The organism is Galbibacter orientalis DSM 19592 (assembly GCF_000260115.1).
Taxonomy (GTDB): Bacteria; Bacteroidota; Bacteroidia; order Flavobacteriales; family Flavobacteriaceae; genus Galbibacter; species Galbibacter orientalis.
The window spans coordinates 3,050,475-3,076,662 of record NZ_JH651379.1 but is presented as its reverse complement, the minus strand read 5'-3'; the positions used below and the strand labels follow the sequence as shown (position 1 = coordinate 3,076,662).

Sequence of the window (26,188 nt, the reverse complement as noted above, 5' to 3'; positions counted from 1 at the left end):
GAAAATAATTAAAATATTACAATCCTATTATATGCAGTTCTGTAAATTCTTTTTTAATCGTCATATTAGTATCTCCATTTAGAATAATTTCATGGATTGGAATCTCTACATTATCTAGCTGAATAGATTGTACTTTAAATGGCAATCCTATTAAATTTACTTTAAAAGTTTCATAAGATGTTTCATATTTACCTTCTTTAAATTGCTGAATAATAAGTTCATTTTCTTTTCCTGTAAGTCTAAATGTTCTTAGGCTGTATCTTCCTTTTTTATAATCATAACCATCTCCTGCATCTTCAAAAACTTGAGATTCTTCTTTTCCATTTTTATAATACACCTCTAATGTAAGTTCTGTAATTTCTTTTTCACCTACATATTGCTGAATAGGATATTTTGGAATAATAGCTCCCTCTTTTATAAAAATAGGAATCTTATCGATATCGGCTTCTACCCAACATTCTTTTCCTCCTTTGGTAATTTCTCCTCCCCAGTAATTATACCAATTTCCTCTTGGAATATACATACGTCTCCCTTTGGAGTTTGGTTCTAAAATAGGGCAAACTAGGATATGGTTTCCGAAGATAAATTCATCATTTCTATAATGCGTATGTAAATCATCTTGATCATAATACATTAAGGATTTCAACATTGGTATTCCATTTTCTGTATATTCATAAAACATGGTATACAGATATGGAAGTAATTGATATCTAATTTCTATAAATTTTCTAGTAATATTGGTTACTTCCTCATCAAACGACCAAGGTTCTTGATGCCCATGATCTCCGCTAGAATGCACTCTACAAAATGGATGAAACACCCCTAATTGAATCCATCTAGCAAAAAGTTCTCCAGAAGGTTGCTCTGCAAACCCACCAATATCGCTTCCAGTAAAAGACATTCCGCTCATTGCCATTCTTTGCACTTGAACATTTGCTACCCAAAGATGCTCCCAAGTAGCTACATTATCTCCTGTCCATGAAGAAGTATAACGTTGCGCCCCAGAATATGCCGATCTAGTTATTACAAATGGACGTTTAGGAAATGAAAACCTTTTTACTCCTTCATAAGTAGCTCGTGCCATTTGCATTCCATAGATATTATGTGCTTTTCTATGGCTGCAATGGTGGCCATCGTAATTATGTCGAACATCATCTGGAAAAGTTTTTCCGGGCACTTCCATTACGGCTGGCTCATTCATATCATTCCACACCCCTTTTACTCCAATATCTGCAATTAATTCTTTAAAAAGACCTGCCCACCATTCTCTTACTTTCGGGTTTGTATAATCTGGAAAATTACATTCTCCAGGCCAAACTTTACCTTTCATAAAAGGACCATCTGCTCTTTTGCAGAAATAATCGTTTTCTACAGCTTCATTGTAAACCCAATATTTTTTATCAATTTTAATCCCTGGATCTATAATTACAACAGTTTTAAAACCATCTTCAGCAAGTTCCTCTACCATTCTTTTGGGCTCTGGAAAATACTCTTTATTCCATGTAAAACACCTAAAGCCATCCATATAATCGATGTCTAAATAAATGGCATCACATGGAATACTTAATTCTCTAAATTTGTTTGCTATTTCTTTTACTTTACTCTCTGGATAATAGCTCCATTTACATTGATGAAAACCTAAAACCCACAATGGCGGCAGTTCTGGTTTTCCTGTAAGATCTGTATATCCAACTACCACTTGAGAAATGGAAGGCCCATAGATAAAATAATAATTCATTTCTCCTCCATCTGCCCAAAAACTAGTTATATTTCTTCGTTCATTACAAAAATCAAAATGAGTTTTAAAGGTATTATCAAAGAAGATTCCATAGGCGGTTTTATGATGCATGCCAATATAGAATGGAACACTTTTGTACAATGGATTTCTATCCTTGCCAAATGCATATTGGTCGGTTGCCCAATTATGAATACGTTTCCCCCGAAGATTTAATTGTGAGGGCTTATCTCCCATTCCATAAAAACTTTCAGACTCCTGTGAAAACTTACTCATTTTTACTATGTTCCCTCCATGTTCATAACTTTCTTCCCAATGGAAGCCAAGTTCATCTTCATTTAAAATATTACCATCTAAATCTAAAATTGCTAGTCTTAAGTCTGATTTAGAAACACGCACCTCTAATTTTGAAGTATACATACTAAAATGCCCATCTAGTTCTTTTATTTCAAGATGATTATACCCATAAGTAGCATCCTCGGAAATAGCATACGAAAAATCGGGCTCAAAATCTTGTTCTACGGCATATCTAAATCGTAATACACTATCTCTTAAAAAAGAAATTTGTAACGCCACATTATTACGTGCATAAAAAGTTATTTTATCAACTTCCTTTTTATGAGATATAATTTGATTGGGAAATAAATTTCCTTTGTATTCTAATTCAGTATTAGTTATCATATCAAAATATGAGCTTTAACTTATAAATTATATTATTTTAAACACTATCACCGCTAGAGGCGACAATGTAATGGCTACAGAAAAATCTTTCCCGTTGTATGGAATTGCTTCTACAGAAATTTCCTCTTTATTTCTAACATCACTTCCATAATACTTTTTTTCATCACTATTAAAAACTTGCTTAAGCGTTCCATCTCTTGGAATACCAATTCGGTAATCCTCTCTAACTACTGGAGTGAAATTACAAATCACCACCAAATCGTTTTCTATATAATGACCTTTTCTTACATATGATAAAACAGAATTATCTGCATCTCCATAATTTATCCATTCAAAACCTTCGTTACTAAATTGTTTTTCATGAAGAGCTGGTTCTTCCTTATAAAGTCTATTTAAATCTGCTATAAAAGTTTTTATTCCTTTATGACCTTCATATTGCAACAAATGCCAATCTAAACTTGTTTGAAAATTCCACTCATCAGATTGCGCAAATTCATTTCCCATAAACATTAAATTCGCTCCAGGATGCGTATACATATATCCATATAGCAACCTAAGGTTTGCAAATCGCTGCCATTCATCGCCAGGCATTCTACCAAAAATAGAGCTTTTCCCGTGTACTACTTCATCATGACTTAAAGGAAGCATAAAGTTTTCTGAAAAAGCATAGGTCATACTAAAAGTAAGATCGTTTTGATGATGCTTTCTATGAACAGGCCCTTTTTTAAAATACTCTAAAGTATCGTGCATCCATCCCATCATCCATTTCATTCCAAAGCCTAAACCACCAAGATATACAGGTTTTGAAACCATTGAAAATGAAGTCGACTCTTCGGCTATGGTCTGTATCCCTTCAAAATTAGCATATACAGCTTCGTTCATTTCTTTAATAAATGAAATTGCTTCCAAATTCTCTCTCCCTCCATATATATTAGGATCCCATTCTCCCTCTTCTCGAGAATAATCTAAATACAACATCGAAGCAACAGCGTCTACCCTAAGTCCGTCAATATGGTATTTATCTAACCAAAAAATAGCATTACTAATTAAGAAAGCACGGACTTCATTTCTACCATAATTAAAAATAAGACTCTTCCAATCTGGATGATATCCTTTTTTTCTATCGGGATGTTCATATAAATGTGATCCATCAAAAAATCCTAATCCATGCGCATCATCTGGAAAATGAGAAGGCACCCAATCTAAAATAACTCCAATTCCTGCTTGATGCAATTTATCTATTAGCACCATTAACTCTTCTGGTTCCCCAAAACGAGATGTTGGTGCGTAATAACCTGTAATTTGATATCCCCAAGAAGGATCATACGGAAACTCCATAACAGGCATAAACTCTACGTGTGTAAAGTGCATTTCTTTAACATAAGAAACAAGTTCTTCTGCCAATTCTAAATAATTAAGAGACCTCCCTGCGTCTTCCAACTTCCTTCTCCAAGACCCCATATGAACTTCATATACCGAAAAAGGTTTATCTAAACTATTAATTTCTTTTCGAGTTTCCATCCACTTGGTATCCTTCCATTTATAAGAAGCATCCCAAACAATAGAAGCTGTATTTGGAGATTTCTCACTATAAAAAGCAAATGGATCGGCTTTTTCAGTTTGAATATCTTGATTATTGGATACTATTTTATACTTATACCTTGTACCATGGGTAATGTTTGGTATAAATCCTTCCCAAATCCCCGATTCATCCCAGCGAACAAAAAGCGGATGTTCCTCTTTTTGCCAATAATTAAAATCGCCAATTACAGAAACCGATTTTGCCGTTGGTGCCCATACTGCAAAATAACAGCCCTTTACACCGTCCTTTTCAATAATATGCGCTCCCAACTTTTCATAAAGCCTATAATGATTTCCTGCTTTAAATAAATCGATATCAAAATCTGTGAACAAACTATGTGGAATAACATTCATCATATTTTCCCATAGTTATTAAAAATACAATTTGAATCATTAAAATAAGCTTTTCTCATCTGATAGGATTTAGAATTATTATGCTTCTTAAATGTATAAAAAAAGGATTTAAAATTAATACATTGCAACTTCTAATTCATATTAAATAATGGCTTCTAAGAAAGAAAACTATCAACAATCGGTAAAAATCCCTGAACCAATTACTTTTTCTGCTAAGACATTACAGTTTATTTCTCCTAAGTTGGCTAGTAAATATGTTGCCAAACTTTTTGCAACTCCAATAAAACATCCCACTCCAAAAAGAGAGCATAAAATGGAGCATGAAGCAAAGAAAGAGCGACTTTTAATTTCATCCATAAAAAAAGAAGTAGTTATTTATGAGTATGGAGAAAGTAAAAAGAAAATTCTACTTGTACATGGATGGAGCGGTAGAGGCACACAACTTTCAAAAATAGCCGATTCTTTGCTAAAAATAGGATACAGTACTATAAGTTTTGATGGCCCTGCACATGGGCGCTCTACTGGAAAGACTACCAATATGCTTGAATTTATTGATACCGTTTTTGAAGTAAATAAAAAATATGGTCCATTTGAAGCTGCAATAGGGCATTCCTTAGGGAGTATGACTCTTGTAAACGCTGCTAGTAGAGGCTTTAAAACCAATGCTATGGTTTTAATAGGAAGTGGCGATAAGATAGATGATATAATTTACGATTTTACAAATAAGCTAGGTTTAAAGGAAAAAATTGGAGATTCTATAAAAATGGGGTTTGATAAAATTGCCATGGAAGATGTTAATAATTATTCTGCAAGTATTGCTGCGGAAGATGTTAAAATTCCTGCTCTATTATTTCATGATAAAAATGATTTAGACTCGCCTCTTTCTTCTTCTGAAAATATTCATGAAAAATTAAAGAATTCAGAATTAATAATAACTGAAGGACTCGGACACCGAAAAATACTAGGCGATGATAAAGTTATTTTAAAGCTTATAGATTTTATAAAAGAATATTCATGAAATATAGTAAAGTTAGAGGAAAGATAAAAGACCGCTCCACTACAAGAAAAAAGATTAAGACTAAACATTAACTATCAAAAAATAAGTAATTTATAAAAAAATCGTTATTAAAGCCCACTTTCTGTTTATCCTCTTTAAGAGCAAGAGACTATTTTGAAAACCTCTTGAAAGCTTGATATAACTAAAGCTTGATAAATTCTATCTACTTTTATAGGGCAACAATGTAAAAAAGTAGTAATTTTAAATTTAAAAACTAACAGTAAAAAATATTGGCATAGCATTTGCGTTATTTTAAAAAAACAAAACTATTATGAAAAAAATAATCACACTTTTATTTGTAGCAACACTTGTATTTACTTCTTGCGAAGGACCGGAAGGACCTCCGGGACCTCCAGGATATGATGGAGCTGTTGCGGAATTTTTTGAAACTACAGTAAATTTTAATAGTGCAAACGAATTTTCCCAACTAATTCCTATTCCTGATAATATAGAAATTTCAGATTTTGATGTTCTTCAGGTATATTTATTATGGGGACAAGATAATAATGGAAATGATATTTGGAGAGCACTCCCTCAAACGAGACAATTAGATCAAGGTGATTTAATATATAATTTTGATTATACCATAGCAGATGTAAATTTATTTCTTGAAGCTGCAGACTTCGATTTAAACACATTACTACCTGGAGATACTCAAAATCAGGTTTTTAGAATTGCTATTATTCCATCTTATCAAGCAAAAAATATGGATTTAAGTAATATGGATCAAGTTATGAAAGCTGCCAATATTAAATCCATTCAAAAATTAAACTAAAGTATTTTTAAATACATATATTATTTTAAATAGCCCGATGATAATTTCATCGGGCTATTTTTTATCTCTAATTTTTTCATTCTCAATTAGTACATTCATAAAATTATAGAGCGCTTGCATTTCTTCCTTACTTGAATATTTACCAATGCTTCCTATAAAATATAAAGCAACCCAAATAAGTACTAGCACTCCCATAATTAATAATTGCACTTTATAAGGATTGTCTATACTCCAATTACTATATGCCCATACCCCAATTGCTAAAAATAGAGTCCCAACCATAAAATGTAAAAACATAAACATGCTCCAAACTGTAGGATTAGGTCCAAATAATCCATAAAGCAAACAGGAATCCTTTTCTGGTTGCTCATTAATTTCTAGATGTAATTGTGGAGACCAAAAATGTTGTTTGGCTTTTGGGTATTTAATAAACACATGGTCGTCTATACGAGTAACTACAAAATCTATGTTGTCTTTATTAGAATTCTCAAAAGCTTTTAAAATTGTTTCATTATGAAATGGTAAATTCTTTTTAAACCGAGGTCGTAATACTACCGTATTTGTTGTGGACATAATAATGCAAGGAATTAAAAACTAATCCGACTAAAATTTCGTAATTAACTTAAAAATATACATTCTTTCTTATGAAAAATATAATCTTATCATTTTTTTGTATACTACTCTTTAGTTGTAATACCAAAGCACAAAATAATCAAAAAGAAACTACAGACTCCAAAAAATCTAAATTTCCCATTTCCAAAACGGATGCTGAGTGGAAAAGTGAGTTATCTGAAAGTGAATATTATGTGTTAAGAAAAGCTGGTACAGAACGCCCATTTTCTAGTGATCTTTTAGAAATTAAAGAAGCAGGGACTTATGTTTGTGCTGCCTGTGCTACTCCCTTATTTAGAAGTGAACATAAATTTAAATCGGGAACAGGATGGCCGAGTTTTGATAGAGCTATAGAAGGAAATGTTGGATATGGTGTTGATAATAAAATTGGAGTTCCTAGAGATGAAGAGCATTGTGCAAAATGCGGCGGGCATTTAGGTCATGTTTTTGATGATGGTCCTAGTAACACAACTGGAAAAAGACATTGTGTAAATGGAATCGCTTTAAATTTTATCCCAGATGAGAATTAAGCATATTAATTCAAAATCAAAACTGGTTTAGCGGAAACTGATAATAGTCACAGTCATGTCGACCAACGGGAGGCATCTCATCACTCGAAAAACTTATGAGTTAAATAACCGAGATGTGATTTCTCCTTTCAGTCGAAATGACTAAATTATTTGATTGAAAACTTTGTTTTTGAATTAATATGATACTCTTAGTATTAAATAATAGTTTTGTTTTATATACTGAAACGCTTCAATACAAATCTAAAAAGCTTTGAGAAAAAGAATCCCAAAATTATTCCAATAGACATCCCCGTAATTACATCTAAAGGATAGTGTACCCCAATATAAATTCTACTATAAGCTACCGTTATTCCCCAAATAACTAAAAGAAATGGAAGCCATTTATAATTTTTAGAAAGCAGTATAGAAAAGAAAGTAACTACCGCTAAAGAATTTGATGCATGGGCTGAAAAATAGCCAAACTGTCCACCGCAATAGGATTTTACTAAGCGCATATATGGCATAATATTCTCTTCATGACACGGACGTAGTCGCTCAAAACCATATTTAAAGGCATTTGCCAATTGGTCGGTTACCCCAATCATAAGTGCTACAATAACAAGTAGCACAAGTGTTTTTTTCCATTTTAAAGTACGAATACATAGTATTAGTAAAAAGACATATAACGGAATTGAAGCCCATTTATTTGTCATAAACATCCAAAAAGCATCGTATGATTGGCTTCCTAATCCGTTTAAATATAAAAATAACTGCTGATCGTAATCTATTAAAGTATCCATATATTAAGCTTCATCATATCTACTTACCTCCCGGTCGTAAAATTCATTTGCAGCTTGGATAAGGTTTTCTGCTTCTGTTGCAAGTTCTTTTTCATCTTCAGCAGAAAAATCTTCTAGCCATTCAACTTCATCATTTTCTAAATTAATAATGAATTGAGGATATTCTGTATGAATAATAAAAATTGCATTCGGATAATCTGTGTTATCGCCTAATATAAACTTTGGTAATTCCATTTTATTCTTCGTTGTTAGTTAATAGTTAAAGTTATTCTTAACTGTAATAACTTTTAATTTACTTTTGACACAATTAATTTTTTTGTCAGATAATTAAATCTAAAATACAAAAATATTGCGGCTATAGTAAGTCCAGAAAGTAATCCAATCCAGATTCCCATATTTCCTAAACTTGTTTTGAGTCCCAAAAAATAAGAGATAGGAAAACCTATAATCCAATAGGCTACAAATGTTATAAGTGTTGGAATTTTAACATCCTGCAAACCCCGTAAAGCTCCTAAAAATGTAACTTGGAGTCCGTCGGAAATTTGAAAAAATGCAGCAATTAGTAATAATTGCGACGCTACTAAGATTACCTCGGTGTTATCGGTTAAATTTATCATATCGTTTTGATCTAAATAAATAGTAGGTAACCAATGTCTAAATAAAATGAAGAAAAGTGCAAAAATTACTTCAATTAAAAAAGTCAAGAAAAATACAGATATTGCTATTCTTCGAAGCTCTTTAAAATTCTTTAATCCCTTCTGATTTCCAACTCTTACCATTGCAGCAACACTCAAGCCTACTCCAACCATATACGTCATACTCGAAAGATTGAGCGCTATTTGGTTTGCTGCTTGCGGATTTTTACCTAAAACTCCACTTAGCCATACCGCAGAAGTAAAAATGGCAACTTCAAAAAACATTTGCAAAGCCGATGGAAGTCCTAAGTTTATGATTTTCTTAATCATTTTCTGCTCTATAACCTTCCATTTAAAATTAGTTACATATTGTTTTATTCTGCTATTCTTTTTAAATAGCCACCACAAGAAAATAACCATCATGAATCTTGATACCAATGTACCAATTGCAGCTCCTATAATTCCAAGCTCTGGAAATCCAAACTTTCCGAAGATAAAAAAGTAATTTAAAACAATATTTACCACATTGGCTACAATGGTTGCATACATTGGATATTTTGTTTCCGACAAACCATCTGAAAATTGTTTCAATGCCTGAAACATAATAAGTGGCACTAATGAAAAAGCTACTAAATCTAAGTAAGGAAGCGCTATTTCAACCACTTCTCTCGGCTGTTCCATTAAGTACATCAAGGGTTTTGCAAATAATAATACTACAAATAAAGCCAATCCAATAATGGTACTTAAAAAGAGTCCGTGTTTTAAAGAAGATCTTCCACTTTCTATATCTCCAGCCCCATCGGCTTCGGCCACTAAAGGAGTAATTGCTGTAGAAAAACCTATTCCTAAAGACATTGCTATAAAAATAAAACTATTCCCTAAGGATACTGCCGCTAATTCTGCGGTTCCTAATTGCCCAACCATTACATTATCTGCAAAAGCCACAAAAGTATGTCCTAACATACCTAAAATAACGGGGAAAGATAATTTTAAATTATATGCAAATTCTTTAGTGTACTGTTCTAAAACCATGAAGTATTTTTGAAAGCGCAAAGATACATTTTACCCTTTTGTTCTCCTAGCCTAAACTTTGGTTTTTGAATGAAGGTCAATCCTGTTCTAAATATTTTAGGACGCTATAAGCGAAGATAAAGTTTTAAGAAGAAAATTATTAAACTGTAAACTCCACACCTCTATTACCTATTGCTTTTTAGCCTCTTCCCAAAAAACATCCATTTCTGCTAAAGTCATATCTCCTAAAGATTTCCCCATGTTTTTAGCTTTAGATTCTAGGTATTGAAAGCGACTAATAAATTTTTTATTGGTTCTTTCTAGCGCATCTTCAGGGTTTATTTTTAAAAAACGAGCATAATTAATCATAGAAAAAAGCACATCTCCAAATTCCGCTTCCATCTTATCTTGGTCGCGTTTATTAACTTCCTCCTGAAATTCTCCTAACTCTTCCTGTAGTTTTTCAAATACCTGCTGTGGTTCTTCCCAATCAAAGCCTACGCCAGCTACTTTATCTTGAATTCTACTAGCTTTAACCAACGCTGGAAGACTTTTAGGAACTCCTTCCAAAACACTTTTTTTCCCTTCTTTAAGCTTTAGTTTTTCCCAATTCTGCTTAACTTCTTCTTCATTAGAAACGTCTACATCTCCATAAATATGTGGATGACGATGAATTAACTTTTCCGAAATTCCATTTGCAACATCCGCAATATCAAAATCGTTGGTTTCACTCCCTATTTTAGAATAAAAAACTATATGAAGTAATAAATCTCCCAACTCTTTTTTCACTTCCTCTAAATTATTATCTAAAATAGCATCTCCAAGTTCATAAGTTTCTTCTATGGTTAAATGTCGGAGTGTTTGTAGGGTTTGCTTTTTATCCCACGGACATTTTTCTCGGAGCTCGTCCATAATAGTTAGGAGTCTATCTATTGCTTCTAATTGTGAAGTTCTACTATTCATAAAAGAATTTTAAATGTAGTGAATAGCATCTAATTAATGAGTTAATGCTATTTTTTTATAATTTTTATAGTGCAAATAACGCTTTTTTGCATCAGAAAAAACAGGAAACTCCTCCCCTTTTTTCTTATTCTCAAGAGCTATTTTATAGGTTACTTTCCACAAAAAAAGCAACTCCTTCCATGCATCAATAAGTTTATAATTAGGATCGTAAATATGTGTTGGCTCCGCTCCTACGCCATTTACTTCAAGAATTTTGAAGTTTTTACCCTGTTTTAAATCTTCAATAGATTTTGTTTTAATATCAAATCTTCCGTAGTAAAAACCTTCCATTTTTGTATTTAACTCATCAAATGTTTTGAGAAGCGATTCATCTAAAATAGCATTTGCATTAATAAATTTAGTCCCCCTATTATGGTTTCCTATTACTTCTAGAACAATTTCTTCTCCATCTGGAAATATTACATCCCACTGTTTAGAGAACTTTTCTTTTAACTTTTTATAATGAAGAAAAGCACGAGGTTTCTCTTTAATAAGTTCCGATAGTGTATGGGTTCCATCTGATTTAATTGAAAGAAATTCTTTTAAAGTGATGGAAGGGATTACCCCTCTTTCTTCATTCGGATATCGATAATAAAAGATTCCTACTTCTACAGGATAATCAATATACTCTTGAACAAGATACGTAGCCTTTTCAAAATCAATTTTAGAGAGTTCCTCTTCATTTTCACAACGATGAACGGAAAGTCCTCTAAAACCTACATTAGGTTTTACAATAATAGGAAATAGAATTGAGTGTTTGTCTAACAACGTTTTTATAGCACTCAAAGAGCTGTTTTTACTTATTATAAACCCTTTTGGTTTTAAACTCTCAGGAACTAACTTTAGAGTAGTATGTTTTTCGTCACTTAAAATAAAGCCTTCGGTTATTGCAGGATTAACTTTCAAAAAAAAGAATAAACTTCTGGCACGAATTGACAAATAAAAATGCTGAATAAACACAGGTACATATAAAATCCACATGGGCCAATATTCCCATGAACTTAATTTTATATACCATTGTTTTAACTTCATCTTTTAGCTATAAAAGGAATTTTTGTATCCTTAACTATTAAAACGGTTACACAGCAAATTAAAATAATGCAGGCTAAAGAAAATAAAGTTCCGCCATCATTATTAAAATTAATTCCAACAACGGCAAGATGAGAAATAATAGCACCTATCATTAATCCAACACCAATTAATGCTCCAAGGTGTGACGTTTTTCTATAAATCAGAAGAATACCCGTAACCAACTCAATACAGCCTAGTCCGATTCTACCAACTGGCTCTGCACCAAGCTCCGTAAAAAGTTTAATACTATCTGGATGCGCTGTAAATTTATAGTACAAACTCTGTAGTAATAGTATGGCAGCAATTAAAGCAGCAACCCTTTCAATATAAAACTTTTTGTTTTTCATTATTTCACTTTTTTAGTAAAAATTAATTTTTCATTTTAAAAACTAACAAATATTTGTAACCTTATATTCATCCTTATCTACATTCTTTTTTTGATAATAAGTCATCTCAGTATTTTCTCCTTTTTTAAGTATTTGTGTAGTGCTTACAGTTTTAACTTCTGGAAAATTCAACACAAATTCAGTATCACTTTTAACTCCATGAAGCGTTAAAATAGCCTCCGAAGAAATAGTATTATTTTTCAAAAAAACATTAAATACAGCTATTTTTTTGTTATGTGTATCTTCATCATATAAAGTGGCAGACGACCATAGATGCGGGATTGTTTTACTTAGAAATTGAATATGTTTTTTATTGCCATCCCAAACTAAAACCTGCAAAAAATCATCAATTAAAATTAAGGTAAAGGGCTCTATATTTTCAAGATTAACGTCTTCTATAAAGGTTTGAAAATTAGTATATTTAAAAGCATCAAAAACCATATATCCCCTACTTTTTGCATAGGGAAGTTTTCGTTTATGCTTTTCAAAACCTCCATTTAACAAACAAGCAGCTCTAGATATAGAATCTGTTGCAATCCAACTTCCTCCTTTTTCTTTATCAATTGGTGCTATTAAAGTAACTCCAGTATTAATATCAACACTTTTTGGCGGTAATGTTTCCCTCAATGGGTCTTCATCACGATTTGAAGTTAGGTAAAACCCGTCTTTTGTAGGAATATAACTTACTGTGCACATATATTTTTATTTCTGATGGTTGAAGAAGCTATTCCTACAGAATCATTTAAAGTAATTGAGCTGTCAATTGCATTAATTCCTATTCTTATAATAGCTAAATGATGAACAGTATGTTCTATATTATAGATTAACTCTCTATCTAAACTTGTTTTGACTTCTATTTGTTTTGTTTCTTCTGTATGGCAGTAACAACCTTTTAAGCACAACTCTATATTCTCTTGATTCTTTTTTAAATATGTCAGAATCTCATTAATAACTTCAATGCAATACGTTGGCTGGGTTTCCAATTTTACATTACGCTTACGCATATCGTAATTAACAATTCCAGTTTCGATTCCATCAAGTAAACATTGATAAAATTCTAGAATATGCCTTACATGCATTCCTACGGAAGAATTATTTAAGATAATTAAAGGAGTAGAAAATTGTTCGGAAGAAAGAACTTTTATAATATCTTTAAGCTGATTTAAAGTAGTGTTTGTGGTGTTTTGAATCATAAGTAAATCTATATCAAAATATAAGTAGCTTAAATAATAACTTCCTTACATTATAAATTTACTAAAAAAAGGAAGCCTGCTACAATGAGCAGGCTTCCTTTTTATTAACATTTTATGAAAAATATTCTATTTCTCTTCCTTTTCAGAAGTAACTTCTTCCTCTTTCGTTTCCGTATTCTCTTCTGCTTCAAAAGTAGTAATTCCCTTATCATGAAGTAAGTTATACCATTGTATTACTTTCTTAATATCACTAGGATATACTTTATCTTCATCATAATCTGGAAGTACTTCAAAAAAGTATTCTTCTAGTTTAATTTTAGAATCTTTATGACTAATACTTGTTTTTCCTCCATTTTCCTTCTCCTTAATTTTATTTAAAACCTCTCGGAGCGGAACTTCTTCTGTAAGTGTATAAATGGCTATTTCAGAAAGTAGGCTAACATTATTTCTTAAACCTACGCTTATTTTTTTTCCATCTAATAAGGATTCAGCAACAAAACCAGATCTAGTTTGTGCTTTTAATTCATAAAGTCCAGGTTTTCCCGAAATGGCTAATATTTTATCTAAGCCCATAAATTTTATTTTTTTGAGATCGCAAATATCTATGCTTTGATTATATTTTCAAAACGTTTAACGTGCTTTTTTAGCATCTGGAAAACGCATTTTGTAATCTATTTTTATTTTCCCTTTGGAGATACTGGTAAGTTTCCTTTTTAAGAGTCTCTTTTTTAATGAGGACAACTTATCTGTAAACAAAACCCCTTCAATATGGTCGTATTCATGCTGAATTACACGAGCTGCTAATCCATCAAATTCTTCAATGTGTTTATTAAAATCGGCATCGTAATATTCAATTTTAATAATAGCATTTCTAGTAACATCTTCTCGAATATCTGGTATGCTTAAACAACCCTCATTAAAGGTCCATTCTTCACCTGTTTCTTCTATAATTGTAGGGTTAATAAATACCTTTTTAAAACCTGTTAATTGTTCCTTTTCTTTTTCCGAAAGCTCATCATCATCTGCAAAAGCGGTGGCATCTATAACAAAAAGACGTATTGGTAATCCTATTTGTGGCGCTGCTAAACCAACTCCATATGCATTATACATAGTTTCAAACATATTCTCAATAAGAACATCCAGTTTTGGATAATCTTTAGGAATATCTTTTGCTACCTTCCTCAGAACGGGATCACCATATGCTACAATTGGTAATATCATAATAATTATTAAAATTAAGGTTGCAAAAATACAAAGTAATTCTAATAATGCTATGGAAAGTAGCAAAAGATACTTAAATAAGTAAGGAAATAAAGTAAATTCTTACTTTACAATTACCTTTTTTGTTGTTTGAAAATTTACTGATGATACATTCAATATGTACACGCCAGTTCCAATATCTGAAATACTAAAAGCAAAAGATTTACGTTCTGTTTCTATAACTTTTACCATTTTTCCAGTAATATCATAAAAAGTTAATCGTTTCTTCCCTGCCTCTACCATTGAGATATTCAACATATCTTTCTGATTAATAGGGTTGGGATACACTTTTAAAGAATCGTTTTGAACTGAATGATCAGGGTAAAAAGATAACATACTTTCCAAAGACCAAAGAGGGGCTTTTGGAGGAGTGAGAGGGTTCGTGGTTAATGATTTAGTGTGGGGCACAATCATTGTTTCATTGTTTACCGAAAACGGAAAAACAAATTGAATAAATAAGCATAAAAGTAGGGTAATTCTCATTTCATTCACTATATTTTTTAATAATTTATAAATAGCACTATACTATTTAACAAACTAGTTATCAAATACAAAGTTAAAAAAAATCCCATACAAAAATAGGGTGTTCCTACATATAAGTAACTTTTTTTCAATAAAACTGAAAATAATCAACTACCTCGAGGCAAGCCTACGAGGGATTCAAAGTATTAAGAAAGAAATAATTATTTGTTATATAAATAAGATTGTAAAATTACTGTAGCGCTTACTTCATCTAACAGCTCTTTACTACGGCGTTGTTTTTTCTTAACCCCGCTATCTATCATGCTTTGAAAAGCTATTTTCGAAGTAAATCGTTCATCAACACGTTCTATAGGGAGTTCCGGAAATGCAGCTTTTAGTTTTTCAATGTAGGTAAGAATTACTTGCTCTACGTCCGAAAAATCGTTATTTAAACGCTTTGGCTGTCCTACAACAATTAATTCTACATTTTCCTTAGCTATGTATTCTTTTAAAAAAGACAAAAGCGTTGTAGTAGCTACTGTAGTAAGCCCAGACGCTATAATTTGGAGCTCATCTGTAACTGCTATTCCTGTTCTTTTCTCTCCAAAATCTATTGCTAATATTCTTCCCATTTTATATACTTTTTCATTAATGTCCGAGTAAAACACAAGACCGCTTCGCTATAAGAAAAAAATAAGCCTTAACTACCACAAAATAAGCAGCTTAAAAAGACTACATTTCAAAAATTCTCTTTTTTATTCATTTTTACTAATAGCAAGGGGTCTATTTTTAAAACTCCAATCAACTACCTCGGGGCAAGTCCGCGAGGTATTCAAAGGAAACAAATTTAACTCATTTCGACGCAGAGTACTTCGGCAAACTCAGTACAGGCTCTGGGTAATTAAACCCCCTATGAGGAATTTAAACCTTGATGTAAGTGGAGTTCAATAAATTCCGTTAACTTTTATCGGACAACAATAATACTTTTTACAAAAGTAAACTTTTTAAAACGTTTATAAGAAATTAACCAACTTCTAAATTATTGTATTATTTTAAACAAAATGTTATAAAATGTTATAGTTGTAAAATAGTAGGTTAAATAAGTTGAACAGTTTTATATTTGTAAAAATTTTAATTTAGATGAACGAGATACGTACAATCATAGAGAATGCCTGGGAGAACAGGGAATTACTTAAAGACGAAAATACTGTAAATACTATTAGAGAAGTTGTTTCTTTATTAGATGAAGGTAAACTTCGGGTAGCTGAGCCTACAGAAAACGGCTGGCAAGTAAACGAATGGGTTAAAAAAGCAGTTGTTTTATACTTCCCAATCCAGAAAATGGAAACTTTAGAAGTTGGACCACTTGAATTCCATGACAAAATTCCATTAAAAAGAAATTATGCTGAAAAAGGAATCCGCGTTGTTCCTGCTGCGGTTGCCAGACATGGAGCTTATATTTCGGCAGGTACTATTTTAATGCCTAGTTATGTAAATATAGGGGCGTATGTTGATGAAGGAACTATGGTAGACACATGGGCTACTGTAGGAAGTTGCGCTCAAATAGGTAAGAATGTTCACCTTAGCGGGGGTGTTGGAATTGGAGGAGTTTTAGAGCCATTACAAGCTGCTCCCGTAATTATAGAAGACAATGCATTTATTGGTTCAAGATGTATTGTAGTTGAAGGAATTCGCGTTGAAAAAGAAGCTGTTTTAGGTGCTAATGTAGTACTAACAGGTTCTACCAAAATAATTGATGTTACCGGAGACGAACCTGTAGAAATTAAAGGATATGTGCCAGCCAGATCGGTGGTTATTCCTGGAAGTTATACCAAAAAATTTCCTGCAGGAGAATTTAATGTTCCTTGTGCTTTAATTATAGGGAAACGTAAGGAAAGTACTAATAAGAAAACATCTTTAAACGATGCACTTCGTGAATACGATGTTGCTGTATAATCCTAAAAAAATTATAGTTAACGCTTTCTTGGTATAACCTACCAAAGTATTAGAAGGAAAAACAAATAGTATTTCTATACAAGCGCTAAAATACTCAAAACTCGATTATCGAGTAAAATCCGATGGACACTAGTGTCTTTCGGATTTTTTTATTTTGACGGAAGGCAATACCTTTACAAAAAATAGAAATTTGAGCACAAAAGCAAAGTTATCCGCAGTAATTATTACATATAATGAGGTGGATTATATTAAAGATTGTATTGAAAGTATTCTTTTTGCTGATGAAATTATTGTAGTCGATTCCTTTAGTACTGATGGTACTTGGGAATATCTTCAAAATCATCCTAAAATTACTGCCATACAACATCCTTTTGAGAATTTTACCAAGCAGAAATCCTATGCTTTAAGTTGTGCTCAATATAACTGGGTCTATTTTTTTGATGCTGATGAACGTGTAACTCCAAAACTCGAAAAGGAAATAATTCTCACCATAAATAATCCAACTGCTAAAGATGCTTATTGGAATTACAGAACCTTTATGTTTAAAAATAAGCGACTCTATTTTAGTGGTTGGCAAACCGATAAAGTCTACCGCTTATTTAAAAAGAATTCATGCGAATTTATAAATGAAAGGATTGTTCATGAAACCTTAAAAGTTAACGGAACTGAAGGAATTCTAAAAGAAAAATTAATTCATTACTCTTATAAAAACTATGAAGACTATAAAGGTAAAATGCTCAAATACGGGCAATTAAAAGCCAAAGAGTCTTTTTTAAAAGGAAAAAAATGGAATGTCCTTCAGCAATATTTACGTCCTACTTGGAAATTTTTTAATCATTATATTATTAGACTTGGCATTCTAGATGGTGCTAAAGGAGTTACTATTTGTTATTTAAATGCATTAGGAGTTTATGAACGTTTTAGAGAACTTAAAAAATTACAAAGCGAATAATATTTTATAAAAATTTCTCCCTATACCAATCTACTTGTTTTTCCAGTCCAACTTCAAAAGAAGTTTCTGGCTCATAACTTAATAATTTTCTGGCTTTATCAATTAAAGCCGTCGTACGTAATTGGTCGCCTGGTCGTGGCGGAGTAACTTTTATTTTTGCTTTAAGTCCTATAATTTTTTCTATCAATTCGATTCCCTGTTGTGTAGTATATTCCACATCCGAGCCTATATTAATTATTTCTCCATTGATTTTACGCTCCTTACCTATTACTGCCGCCATTCCTTTCACAATATCGCCTACATACGTAAAGCTCCGAGAATGCTTTTCGCTCCCCTCAAATAGTGGGAATTCGGTTTGATCGTATATCGACTTTATCAACTTTGTATACAACTTCTCTGGACGTTCTCTAGGTCCATAAACCGAATATAAGCGTAAAGAACAGGCATTTAATTTCCCTGCTCTTTGTTCTCCTAAAGCCAATTGTTCTGCTGCTAATTTGGTAGTTCCATAAAAAGAAACTGGCTTAGGTAAGGCTGTTTCTGGTAGCGTTGCCTCTTTTCCGTAAATAGAAGAAGTTGCTATGTTTACAAACAGTTTGAGATTAGGAGAAGTTTCTTTCACCCAATCTAATAAATTTTGTGTCGCGAAAATATTATTCTGAACATACTCCTCCAAACTTGTTGTAGCAGAAATACCAGGCTGTGCAGCAAAATGAAAAACATAGTCGAAGTCTGTAGGCAGCTTTTCTTTTAAATTGCTGATTATATCAGCTTCAATAAAAGTAACTCCAGCTTTCTCTACATCTGCTAAATTTAATTTCTTCAATGCTGGATTGTAATACGAAGAAAAATTATCGATTCCATATACTTGGTGTCCTTCATTTGCAAAAAATTCTGCTGTGTGAGAACCAATAAACCCAGCTGCTCCAGTTACTAATATTTTCATTACTTTTTATTTTCTTTAATTAATTTGGCATATTTCATATATGAAAAAAAAGCTTGAATCAATGCAAAAGTAAATCCATCTAATCCATGGAACATCCCCTTTTTAAAGATGTAACATTTAAAAAAAGAAACCCATCCGTGAATCAATGGTGCAAATGAAGAAGCTTTTTTTCCTTTTTCTACATACTCCTGAACTTGCCAATCTGTATATTGATTTTTTTTAGAAATAATCTGATTAAAACTATTCCAACTATAATGACGTAAATGCATTTTGGATTTTAAAATATTTTTACCTTTTACATCCTGATGTACAATTGTTGTCTCTGGTTTAGCTGTTCTCTTATCAAAAAAGCGACAAGCATAATCGGGATACCAACCTGAAAAATTAATAAGCTCATCTCTAAAATAAGTATTTCTTCTAAATCTATAGCCATCATATAAATCTTCAAAAAACTTTCCAGATTTTATAAATTGATAAGAATCTTCCTCAAGTCTTTCATCAGCATCTAAATTCAATATCCAATTATTCTTACAAAATTGTAAACCATGTATTCTTTGCGGTCCATCGCCTAAAAATTCTTGCTGAATTACTTTAGCTCCTTTCTCCTTGGCTATCTCAACCGTTCTATCTTTGCTATATGAATCTATTACTATAACTTCATCACAAACCCTAAACATGTCTTCAATACAACCACCAATCCATGTCTCTTCATTGAAAGTAATAACTAAACCGCTAATTTCCATTTATTAAATTTTCGATAAAAATACTAAAATCATCAATATTAATATATTTTTGTACGCATTCACTTTAATAAAGCTTTTTTAAATGATTCCTAAAAAAATCCATTATTGTTGGTATGGGAATGGTATTCAAAACGATACCATCAAAAAATGCATTTCTTCTTGGAAAGAAAAAATGCCTGAATATGAAATAAAAAGATGGGATGAAAGTAACACTCCATTTGAAAAACTCCCTTTCCTACAAAAATTATATGATCAAAAAAAGTGGTCTTTTATTACAGACTACATAAGGCTTTATTCTATTTATACAGAAGGGGGAATTTATTTAGATACGGATATTGAAATGGTAAAAACTTTCGATTCTTTTTTAAATGAAAAAGCTTTTATTGGTTTCCAAGGGAAATTTGAAAACGAAAAATTTCCAATAAATTCAGCAGTATTAGGAGCTCAAGCTAAGAATGAGTTTATTCTAGACTGTATAAAAGAAACCGAAAGAAAGCAAAGAACACAATTTAATGCCATGGGAGGACCTCCTATAGCGTCTTATATTCTTAAAAACTATGGATTAGAAACCTACAAAAATCAACATATAAAAGATGTTTTGGTAGTTACCTCAGAGTATTTCTACCCTTTTTCATGGCAAGAAAAATTCTATCCAGAATGTGTAACAAATAATACTATTTGCATTCATTGGTGGGAAGATTCATGGAAAAATAAGAAAAAAGGGCTCAGTTATATTTTAGATAGCGGTTATAGAAAACTTAAAAAACTACCTATAATGCTATTAGACTCTATTAAATATACTTTTTTTAAAAAGAACTTTTTTTACATAGACAAACTATAATTAAAAGGAACACTAATAATAACTATGAATCAAGAAATCCAAAACACCCTTGAAATCCTTAATAAAGGTGGGCTTATACTCTACCCTACCGATACCGTTTGGGGGATTGGTTGCGACGCTACCAATGAAGAGGCTATCAAAAAAGTGTATGAATTAAAAAAAAGAGACGATAGTAAGGCATTAATTTCTCTAGTTTCTGATATTAGAATGCTTCAAAAATATGTTTATGAAATCCCTGATGCTGCTTTTGATATTGTTGAATTAGCAGATAGACCCACCACTATTATATATGATAGACCAATTAATGTTGCTAAAAATCTAATTCCTGAAGACAACACACTTGCCATTCGTGTAGCATCAGATGAGTTTTGCCAGAAATTAATTAGGCAATTCAAGCGACCTATTATTTCTACTTCTGCCAACATAAGTGGTATGCCTACACCAAAAAGCTTTTCAGAAATAGCTAAGGAAATTTTAAAAGGTGTTGACTATGTGGTAAATTTGCACCGCGAAAAAACTAACAGTCGCCCTTCTTCTATTATAAAAATAGGAAATGATGCTACTGTTAAGATTATTCGGAAGTAATATAGTAGGCAGTATCAGTTCTAATCTGGTAATTCATAAATTGAAAAGCCACTAATACACAAATTTATAATGAGCACATTAATTTATAAAGATGAAAGTTATAGTATTGTAGGGGTGCTTTTTGAAATTTATAATCAGTTAGGAAGTGGTTTTTCTGAAATTGTATATAAAGATGCATTAGAGTATGAGTTTAAGTCTTTAAATATTCCTTTCGAAAGAGAAAAAGAGTTTAAAGTTTCATATAAAAATATTATTTTACCTCATAAATTCTATACAGATTTTGTTGTTTTTGATAAAATTATCTTAGAAGTTAAATCATGTGATAATTTGCATGATAAACATTTTGCTCAATGTTTAAATTACTTAAAAGTTTCAAAATTAAAATTAGCATTATTGGCTAATTTCCATAAAGATTTATTAGACCACAGGAGAATTATTAACTAATTATAAAATATTAGTGAATTTGTGGCAAAAAAAGAAATGAATGTCAAATAAAAAGATCATTACCGCGATTCAAAATCCAATTTTTGAAATTATCGAAAAAGCATCTGCTTCTTTAAACCTAAAAAGCTATGTTATTGGTGGTTTTGTACGCGATTTTCTACTAGAAAGAGGAATTCCAAAAGATATTGATGTTGTAGCGCTTGGTAGCGGAATTGATTTAGCAAAAGAAGTGGCTTCAAATATAGAAAAGAAGACTAAGATTTCTGTTTTTAAAAACTTCGGAACGGCCATGATTCGTTTTGAAGATTTAGAAGTAGAATTTGTAGGAGCTCGGAAGGAAAGCTACCACTTTGATAGTAGGAAACCAGTTGTTGAAAACGGTACTTTAGAAGACGACCAAAATAGAAGAGATTTCACAATTAATGCACTGGCTATTTCTTTAAACAAAGAAAGCTATGGAGAACTTCTAGATCCCTTTAATGGGATTTCTGACCTTGAAAATAAAATTATTAGAACCCCATTGGATCCAGATATTACGTATTCTGATGATCCGTTAAGAATGATGCGCGCTATAAGATTTGCCTCACAGCTTGATTTCATTATTGAGAATAAATCGCTTCAAGCAATTAAAAAAAATAGAGAACGAATAAAAATCATCTCAAACGAGCGTATTGTAGATGAACTAAATAAAATATTACTTAGTAAAAAACCTTCTATTGGCTTTTCTCTATTATTCAAAACAGGATTATTACCTATTATTATGCCCGAATTAACAAACCTTCAAGGCATTGAAGAGAAGGAAGGACAAAAGCATAAAGACAATTTCTGGCATACGCTTGAGGTAGTAGATAATATTGCTAAAAACACAGATGACCTTTGGTTGCGATGGGCTGCATTATTACACGATATCGGAAAAGCACCTACTAAGCGTTTTGATGAAAAAATTGGCTGGACCTTTCACGGACACGAATTTGTAGGCTCTAAAATGGTTTATAAACTATTTAAACGCCTGCATATGCCTCTAAATGATAAAATGAAACTGGTACAAAAGCTCGTTTTAATGAGTTCTCGACCAATTGTATTGGCTCAGGATATAGTAACCGATTCGGCTGTAAGACGATTAATTTTTGATGCTGGAAACCACGTAGAAGATTTAATGACTCTTTGTGAGGCTGATATTACTACTAAAAATCCTAAACGTTTTAAAAAATACAACAACAACTTTAAAATTGTTCGTCAGAAAATAGCTGAAGTTGAAGAAAGAGATCATGTACGAAATTTCCAACCTCCAGTTGATGGTGCAGAAATAATGGAAACTTTTAATATCAAACCTTCAAAAGAAATTGGAATTATAAAAGAGGCTATTAAAGAAGCAATTTTAGAAGGCGAAATTCCGAATGAACATGATGCTGCTTTCGAATTCATGTTAAAAAGAGGAGAAAAACTTGGATTAACACCTGTTGAGAAATAGCAAAGTGGCAAAGTGGCAAAGTGGCAAAGTGGCAAAGTGGCAAAGTAAATGTATTTAGTTTGTGTAGAAATAAAAACAAAAAACCTTTGAATATTTTTAATCTTTTGAGTCTCTGAACCTCTGAATCTTTTGAAACCTTTGAACCTTTGAATCTTTTGAAACCTTTGAACCTTTGAACCTTTGAACCTTTGAACCTTTGAACCTTTGAACCTCTGAACCTTTGAACCTTTAAACCTTTAAACCTTAAAAAGTGAAAAACAATTTTAGAAAAATAGCAAAAATCACACTTGTATTAGTGTATCTAGTAATTATAGCTGGAGCTGTGGTGCGTATGACAGGTAGTGGTATGGGGTGTCCAGATTGGCCAAAGTGTTTTGGGTATTACATTCCTCCTACTGAAATTTCTCAACTAGAATGGCAGCCTAAAAGAGAATTCAAAAAAGGGCAAGTTATTATTATAGATAAAACGTTAAAAGTAGCTAAAGAAGACTTCACTACTGGAAACACCTATACAGAATCTCATTGGGAGACGTATACAAAACATGATTACGCTGTTTTCAATCCGTCGCATACTTGGGTGGAATATATAAACCGATTGTTTGGTGCCTTAGCTGGTTTTGCTACACTTATTTTAGCATTTGCTTCGTTTTCTTATTGGAAAAAAAATAAATGGATTCCTATTCTGGCATGGCTTACAGTTTTTGGAATGGGCTTCCAAGCTTGGCTTGGTGCTACAGTGGTATATTCAGTTTTAGCGCCAATTAGGATTACATTACATATGGTTATGGCTCTTGTAATTGTTGCTTTTATTCTTATTATTATCTATCAGACTAAAGAAAAAAATAAAACTCTTAAATCAAATAGTCTGTTTTCAAGCATCTTAGTAGCAGCTTTAATCCTTACACTTATACAAATAGTTTTAGGAACACAGGTTCGACAATTTATAGATGAACAAACTGATGTTTATGGAACAATGGCAAAGAATCAATGGTTAGCAAATCCTGAAATCGATTTTTACATCCACCGGTCTTTATCCGTATTAGTCTTTTTAGTAAACATATTTTTATTCCTCAGAAATAAAAAGTTAAACCTTGGATTTTCAAAAGTAAATTGGGTTTTAGCATTTATTATTATAGAAATATTAACAGGAATTGGGATGTTCTACTTCCATTTTCCTTTTGGTAGCCAGGCATTACATTTAGTCATTGCTTCTATTTTATTTGGGATTCAATTTTATTTACTTCTTGAGGCAAAAACAAATAAAAACCAAGTCCCTCAAAGCAAGAACATAAGCTAATTGAACGGTATAAAACAATGTATTTTCAACAATAATTGTCTACGGAAATCATGAAGACTTAGTGGAATTCAACACAAAACTTTGTAACTTGCACCACGCTGAAAAAACTAGAATTAATGATTTATAAATTTAGAATTATACTCGACTTAGAGGAAGATGTTTTTCGAGATATAGAAGTTGAAGGAAATAGCACACTTGAAGATTTTCATAATGCAGTTTCTCAAGCTTTTGGTTTTGATGGAACTGAAATGGCGTCATTTTATGTAAGTGATGAAGAATGGAATCAAGGAGAAGAAATCGCCCTTTTTGATATGAGCGATTCTGGAAGTGAGGTAAGACTGATGTCTGAAACTATTATTGAGGATATTTTAAATGAAAACAACAGAAACCTAATATATGTGTACGACTTTTTTAGTATGTGGACATTTTTTGTTGAATTAGCCGAAATAGCCGAGAAAGAAGATGGAGCAATTTATCCTAATCTCCTATATGTACATGGGCAATTACCAGATGCGCCTCCAGTAAAAAAGTTCGAAGCAGAAGACTTATCAGAAGATGAGGACAATATGGACGACGATTACGACTTGGATAATTTAGATGATTTCAATTTTGACGAACATTGGAATTAATCCTTTTAGAAGGGATTTAAAATAAAAAATACAAAAAGAATACATTAAAAATTTTCTTTTTTCTCAGACTTTTAATCTAACAATTTAACTTTTAACTTATTAAATGATCAATTTATATCTTACACAAATTGAAAGTCTTTCCATTCATAGAATTGGAAATAAAAGTAAAAATGAAGGTACTTTCTTTTCAGAAGAACCTTACCGCTTAAACGACGAAATTACTGGTTTATTAAAAGAATATTTTTTTAAGCCTTTTCGTGAAAAAGAAGAAAATTATTACCGTTTTGACCATGAGGTTGATTTAGAATACAATGAATTATACACTATGGCTACCGAGGTTTTTGAAGATCCAGCCAGTATTCATAAAGTATCAAAAAGTATAGCAACACATTTATACGATCAATCCAACCATCCGCATATAAAAAGCGGAGAAGTATATGTAACCTACCTCTCGGATGTTGTAATTGATAATGAGAAGATTGATGCTATTGGTGTTTTTAAATCAGAGTTAAAACATGATTTTCTAGAGTTTGAAGAAAAAGGAACTAACCTTGAAATATTAATCCGCCATGGTATTAATATTAACAAACTTGACAAAGGGTGCCTTATTATCAATAAAAATAAAGAAGAAGGCTTTAAAATTTTATCTGTAGACAGTAACCGTTACGATACTAAATATTGGCTAGAAAACTTTTTAAATGTTGATGCGCTTACAGATGAAACTTTTTTTACCAAAAAATACCTTAAGTTTTGTCAAGACTTTGCCAAAGATGTTGTTTTACCAGCAGAAGACAAAAAAGAAGAAGTTATGTTTATGAATCGTGCTGTGAATCATTTTGCAAAAAACGATGATTTTGAAGAAACTAGCTTCTTAAACGAAGTAATGGATAATCCAGATTTGATTCCTGAATTTAAAAATTACAAAACAGAAAAAGGTCCAAAATATAGTATTGAAGATGTATCTTCATTTCCTATTGCAAACAAAGCCGTTTCTGATGCTCGTAAAAAAATTAAGAATGTAATTAATTTAGACACTAACATTCAGATAAAAATGGACTTTATCAATCCAGAGTCTGCTGAGAAATTTGTAGAAAAAGGATGGGACGAAGAAAAACAAATGTATTACTACCTTGTTTACTTCAATAAAGAACAGAAAAGTTAATATTACAATAGAATATAAAAAAAACGTTCCTCATTGAG

Annotated in this window: 29 protein-coding genes; 12 read left to right on the top strand and 17 right to left on the bottom strand. The window is 31.7% G+C overall.

All coding sequences use genetic code 11. From position 1 onward, the window contains the following. Positions 1-16 precede the first annotated feature (16 nt). Together JOOMADRAFT_RS13510 and glgB are read right to left on the bottom strand one after the other, a co-directional pair. Positions 17-2,416: a glycoside hydrolase family 31 protein gene (locus tag JOOMADRAFT_RS13510; RefSeq protein WP_008614297.1), complete on the bottom strand. Its 2,400-nt coding sequence runs from the start codon at positions 2,414-2,416 to the stop codon at positions 17-19. Between the two features lie 27 nt (positions 2,417-2,443). After that, positions 2,444-4,354 carry a 1,4-alpha-glucan branching protein GlgB gene (gene glgB / locus JOOMADRAFT_RS13505; RefSeq protein ID WP_008614295.1) on the bottom strand — a complete coding sequence of 637 codons (1,911 nt, stop codon included), beginning with the start codon at positions 4,352-4,354 and terminating at the stop codon, positions 2,444-2,446. 145 nt (positions 4,355-4,499) lie between these two features. Here glgB and JOOMADRAFT_RS13500 point away from each other — a divergent pair, with 145 nt between their 5' ends. Together JOOMADRAFT_RS13500 and JOOMADRAFT_RS13495 are read left to right on the top strand one after the other, a co-directional pair. Next, positions 4,500-5,369 (top strand): alpha/beta hydrolase, encoded by an 870-nt coding sequence (locus JOOMADRAFT_RS13500; protein WP_008614292.1) that lies wholly within the window; start codon positions 4,500-4,502, stop codon positions 5,367-5,369. A gap of 310 nt (positions 5,370-5,679) precedes the next feature. After that, positions 5,680-6,183, top strand: a complete 504-nt coding sequence (locus JOOMADRAFT_RS13495; protein WP_008614284.1) for a hypothetical protein — start codon at positions 5,680-5,682, stop codon at positions 6,181-6,183. 54 nt (positions 6,184-6,237) lie between these two features. Here the strand turns inward: JOOMADRAFT_RS13495 and JOOMADRAFT_RS13490 are convergent, their stop codons facing one another. After that, positions 6,238-6,756, bottom strand: a complete 519-nt coding sequence (locus JOOMADRAFT_RS13490; RefSeq protein WP_008614282.1) for a hypothetical protein — start codon at positions 6,754-6,756, stop codon at positions 6,238-6,240. A gap of 71 nt (positions 6,757-6,827) precedes the next feature. On the opposite strand from JOOMADRAFT_RS13490, the gene msrB reads away from it, so the two are divergent. After that, entirely contained in the window at positions 6,828-7,325 is a 498-nt protein-coding gene (gene msrB / locus JOOMADRAFT_RS13485) for a peptide-methionine (R)-S-oxide reductase MsrB (protein ID WP_008614280.1), read from the top strand. Positions 7,326-7,537: 212 nt separating this feature from the next. Here msrB and JOOMADRAFT_RS13480 read toward each other — a convergent pair whose 3' ends face one another. The 12 genes from JOOMADRAFT_RS13480 to ruvX form a co-directional block, all read right to left on the bottom strand. After that, complete coding sequence (locus JOOMADRAFT_RS13480; RefSeq protein WP_008614278.1) at positions 7,538-8,104, bottom strand: phosphatase PAP2 family protein; 567 nt, start codon at positions 8,102-8,104, stop codon at positions 7,538-7,540. Positions 8,105-8,107: 3 nt separating this feature from the next. After that, complete coding sequence (locus tag JOOMADRAFT_RS13475) at positions 8,108-8,338, bottom strand: hypothetical protein (RefSeq protein WP_008614275.1); 231 nt, start codon at positions 8,336-8,338, stop codon at positions 8,108-8,110. 53 nt (positions 8,339-8,391) lie between these two features. Then, positions 8,392-9,771 carry an MATE family efflux transporter gene (locus JOOMADRAFT_RS13470; RefSeq protein ID WP_008614274.1) on the bottom strand — a complete coding sequence of 460 codons (1,380 nt, stop codon included), beginning with the start codon at positions 9,769-9,771 and terminating at the stop codon, positions 8,392-8,394. A 168-nt stretch (positions 9,772-9,939) separates the two neighbouring features. Further along, positions 9,940-10,713, bottom strand: coding sequence for a nucleoside triphosphate pyrophosphohydrolase (gene mazG, locus JOOMADRAFT_RS13465; protein WP_008614271.1), 774 nt, complete (start codon positions 10,711-10,713; stop codon positions 9,940-9,942). Positions 10,714-10,746: 33 nt separating this feature from the next. Then, positions 10,747-11,784 (bottom strand): ATP-grasp domain-containing protein, encoded by a 1,038-nt coding sequence (locus JOOMADRAFT_RS13460; protein ID WP_008614268.1) that lies wholly within the window; start codon positions 11,782-11,784, stop codon positions 10,747-10,749. Continuing rightward, entirely contained in the window at positions 11,781-12,170 is a 390-nt protein-coding gene (locus tag JOOMADRAFT_RS13455; RefSeq protein WP_008614266.1) for a DoxX family protein, read from the bottom strand. Before JOOMADRAFT_RS13455 ends, JOOMADRAFT_RS13460 begins: the two co-directional genes overlap by 4 nt. 42 nt (positions 12,171-12,212) lie before the next feature. After that, entirely contained in the window at positions 12,213-12,905 is a 693-nt protein-coding gene (locus JOOMADRAFT_RS13450) for an NRDE family protein (protein WP_008614251.1), read from the bottom strand. Continuing rightward, entirely contained in the window at positions 12,893-13,402 is a 510-nt protein-coding gene (locus JOOMADRAFT_RS13445; protein WP_008614249.1) for a hypothetical protein, read from the bottom strand. Before JOOMADRAFT_RS13445 ends, JOOMADRAFT_RS13450 begins: the two co-directional genes overlap by 13 nt. A 126-nt stretch (positions 13,403-13,528) precedes the next feature. Next, the gene (locus JOOMADRAFT_RS13440; RefSeq protein ID WP_008614235.1) at positions 13,529-13,975 is read right to left on the bottom strand and encodes a DUF5606 family protein; all 447 of its coding nucleotides are present in this window, start codon (positions 13,973-13,975) and stop codon (positions 13,529-13,531) included. A 57-nt stretch (positions 13,976-14,032) separates the two neighbouring features. Beyond that, positions 14,033-14,623, bottom strand: a complete 591-nt coding sequence (def, locus tag JOOMADRAFT_RS13435; protein WP_008614233.1) for a peptide deformylase — start codon at positions 14,621-14,623, stop codon at positions 14,033-14,035. Positions 14,624-14,725: 102 nt separating this feature from the next. Further along, positions 14,726-15,145, bottom strand: a complete 420-nt coding sequence (locus tag JOOMADRAFT_RS13430; RefSeq protein ID WP_008614231.1) for a T9SS type A sorting domain-containing protein — start codon at positions 15,143-15,145, stop codon at positions 14,726-14,728. 200 nt (positions 15,146-15,345) lie between these two features. Further along, positions 15,346-15,756, bottom strand: a complete 411-nt coding sequence (ruvX, locus tag JOOMADRAFT_RS13425) for a Holliday junction resolvase RuvX (RefSeq protein WP_008614229.1) — start codon at positions 15,754-15,756, stop codon at positions 15,346-15,348. Positions 15,757-16,264: 508 nt separating this feature from the next. Between ruvX and JOOMADRAFT_RS13420 the strand changes: the two genes are divergently transcribed. Beyond that, on the top strand, positions 16,265-17,080 hold the full coding sequence (locus tag JOOMADRAFT_RS13420; protein WP_008614226.1) for a 2,3,4,5-tetrahydropyridine-2,6-dicarboxylate N-succinyltransferase: 816 nt from the start codon (positions 16,265-16,267) through the stop codon (positions 17,078-17,080). A gap of 190 nt (positions 17,081-17,270) precedes the next feature. Then, positions 17,271-18,032 carry a glycosyltransferase family 2 protein gene (locus JOOMADRAFT_RS13415; RefSeq protein ID WP_008614225.1) on the top strand — a complete coding sequence of 254 codons (762 nt, stop codon included), beginning with the start codon at positions 17,271-17,273 and terminating at the stop codon, positions 18,030-18,032. 4 nt (positions 18,033-18,036) lie between these two features. Here the strand turns inward: JOOMADRAFT_RS13415 and JOOMADRAFT_RS13410 are convergent, their stop codons facing one another. Together JOOMADRAFT_RS13410 and JOOMADRAFT_RS13405 are read right to left on the bottom strand one after the other, a co-directional pair. After that, positions 18,037-18,978 (bottom strand): NAD-dependent epimerase/dehydratase family protein, encoded by a 942-nt coding sequence (locus JOOMADRAFT_RS13410; RefSeq protein ID WP_008614215.1) that lies wholly within the window; start codon positions 18,976-18,978, stop codon positions 18,037-18,039. Further along, on the bottom strand, positions 18,978-19,721 hold the full coding sequence (locus JOOMADRAFT_RS13405; RefSeq protein ID WP_008614209.1) for a glycosyltransferase family 2 protein: 744 nt from the start codon (positions 19,719-19,721) through the stop codon (positions 18,978-18,980). The genes JOOMADRAFT_RS13410 and JOOMADRAFT_RS13405 overlap by 1 nt, the downstream gene beginning before the upstream one ends. A gap of 82 nt (positions 19,722-19,803) precedes the next feature. On the opposite strand from JOOMADRAFT_RS13405, the gene JOOMADRAFT_RS19725 reads away from it, so the two are divergent. From JOOMADRAFT_RS19725 to JOOMADRAFT_RS13370, 7 genes are all read left to right on the top strand, one after another. Next, positions 19,804-20,562 (top strand): glycosyltransferase family 32 protein, encoded by a 759-nt coding sequence (locus tag JOOMADRAFT_RS19725; protein ID WP_008614208.1) that lies wholly within the window; start codon positions 19,804-19,806, stop codon positions 20,560-20,562. Between the two features lie 24 nt (positions 20,563-20,586). Next, entirely contained in the window at positions 20,587-21,147 is a 561-nt protein-coding gene (locus tag JOOMADRAFT_RS13395; protein ID WP_008614207.1) for an L-threonylcarbamoyladenylate synthase, read from the top strand. Positions 21,148-21,216: 69 nt separating this feature from the next. After that, on the top strand, positions 21,217-21,591 hold the full coding sequence (locus tag JOOMADRAFT_RS13390; protein WP_008614185.1) for a GxxExxY protein: 375 nt from the start codon (positions 21,217-21,219) through the stop codon (positions 21,589-21,591). 40 nt (positions 21,592-21,631) lie between these two features. After that, positions 21,632-23,062: a CCA tRNA nucleotidyltransferase gene (locus tag JOOMADRAFT_RS13385; protein ID WP_008614179.1), complete on the top strand. Its 1,431-nt coding sequence runs from the start codon at positions 21,632-21,634 to the stop codon at positions 23,060-23,062. Between the two features lie 250 nt (positions 23,063-23,312). After that, the gene (locus JOOMADRAFT_RS13380) at positions 23,313-24,359 is read left to right on the top strand and encodes a COX15/CtaA family protein (RefSeq protein ID WP_008614178.1); all 1,047 of its coding nucleotides are present in this window, start codon (positions 23,313-23,315) and stop codon (positions 24,357-24,359) included. A gap of 116 nt (positions 24,360-24,475) precedes the next feature. Beyond that, complete coding sequence (locus JOOMADRAFT_RS13375; protein ID WP_008614177.1) at positions 24,476-24,988, top strand: IS1096 element passenger TnpR family protein; 513 nt, start codon at positions 24,476-24,478, stop codon at positions 24,986-24,988. A 103-nt stretch (positions 24,989-25,091) separates the two neighbouring features. Next, complete coding sequence (locus JOOMADRAFT_RS13370) at positions 25,092-26,150, top strand: nucleoid-associated protein (protein ID WP_008614176.1); 1,059 nt, start codon at positions 25,092-25,094, stop codon at positions 26,148-26,150. Positions 26,151-26,188 lie beyond the last annotated feature (38 nt).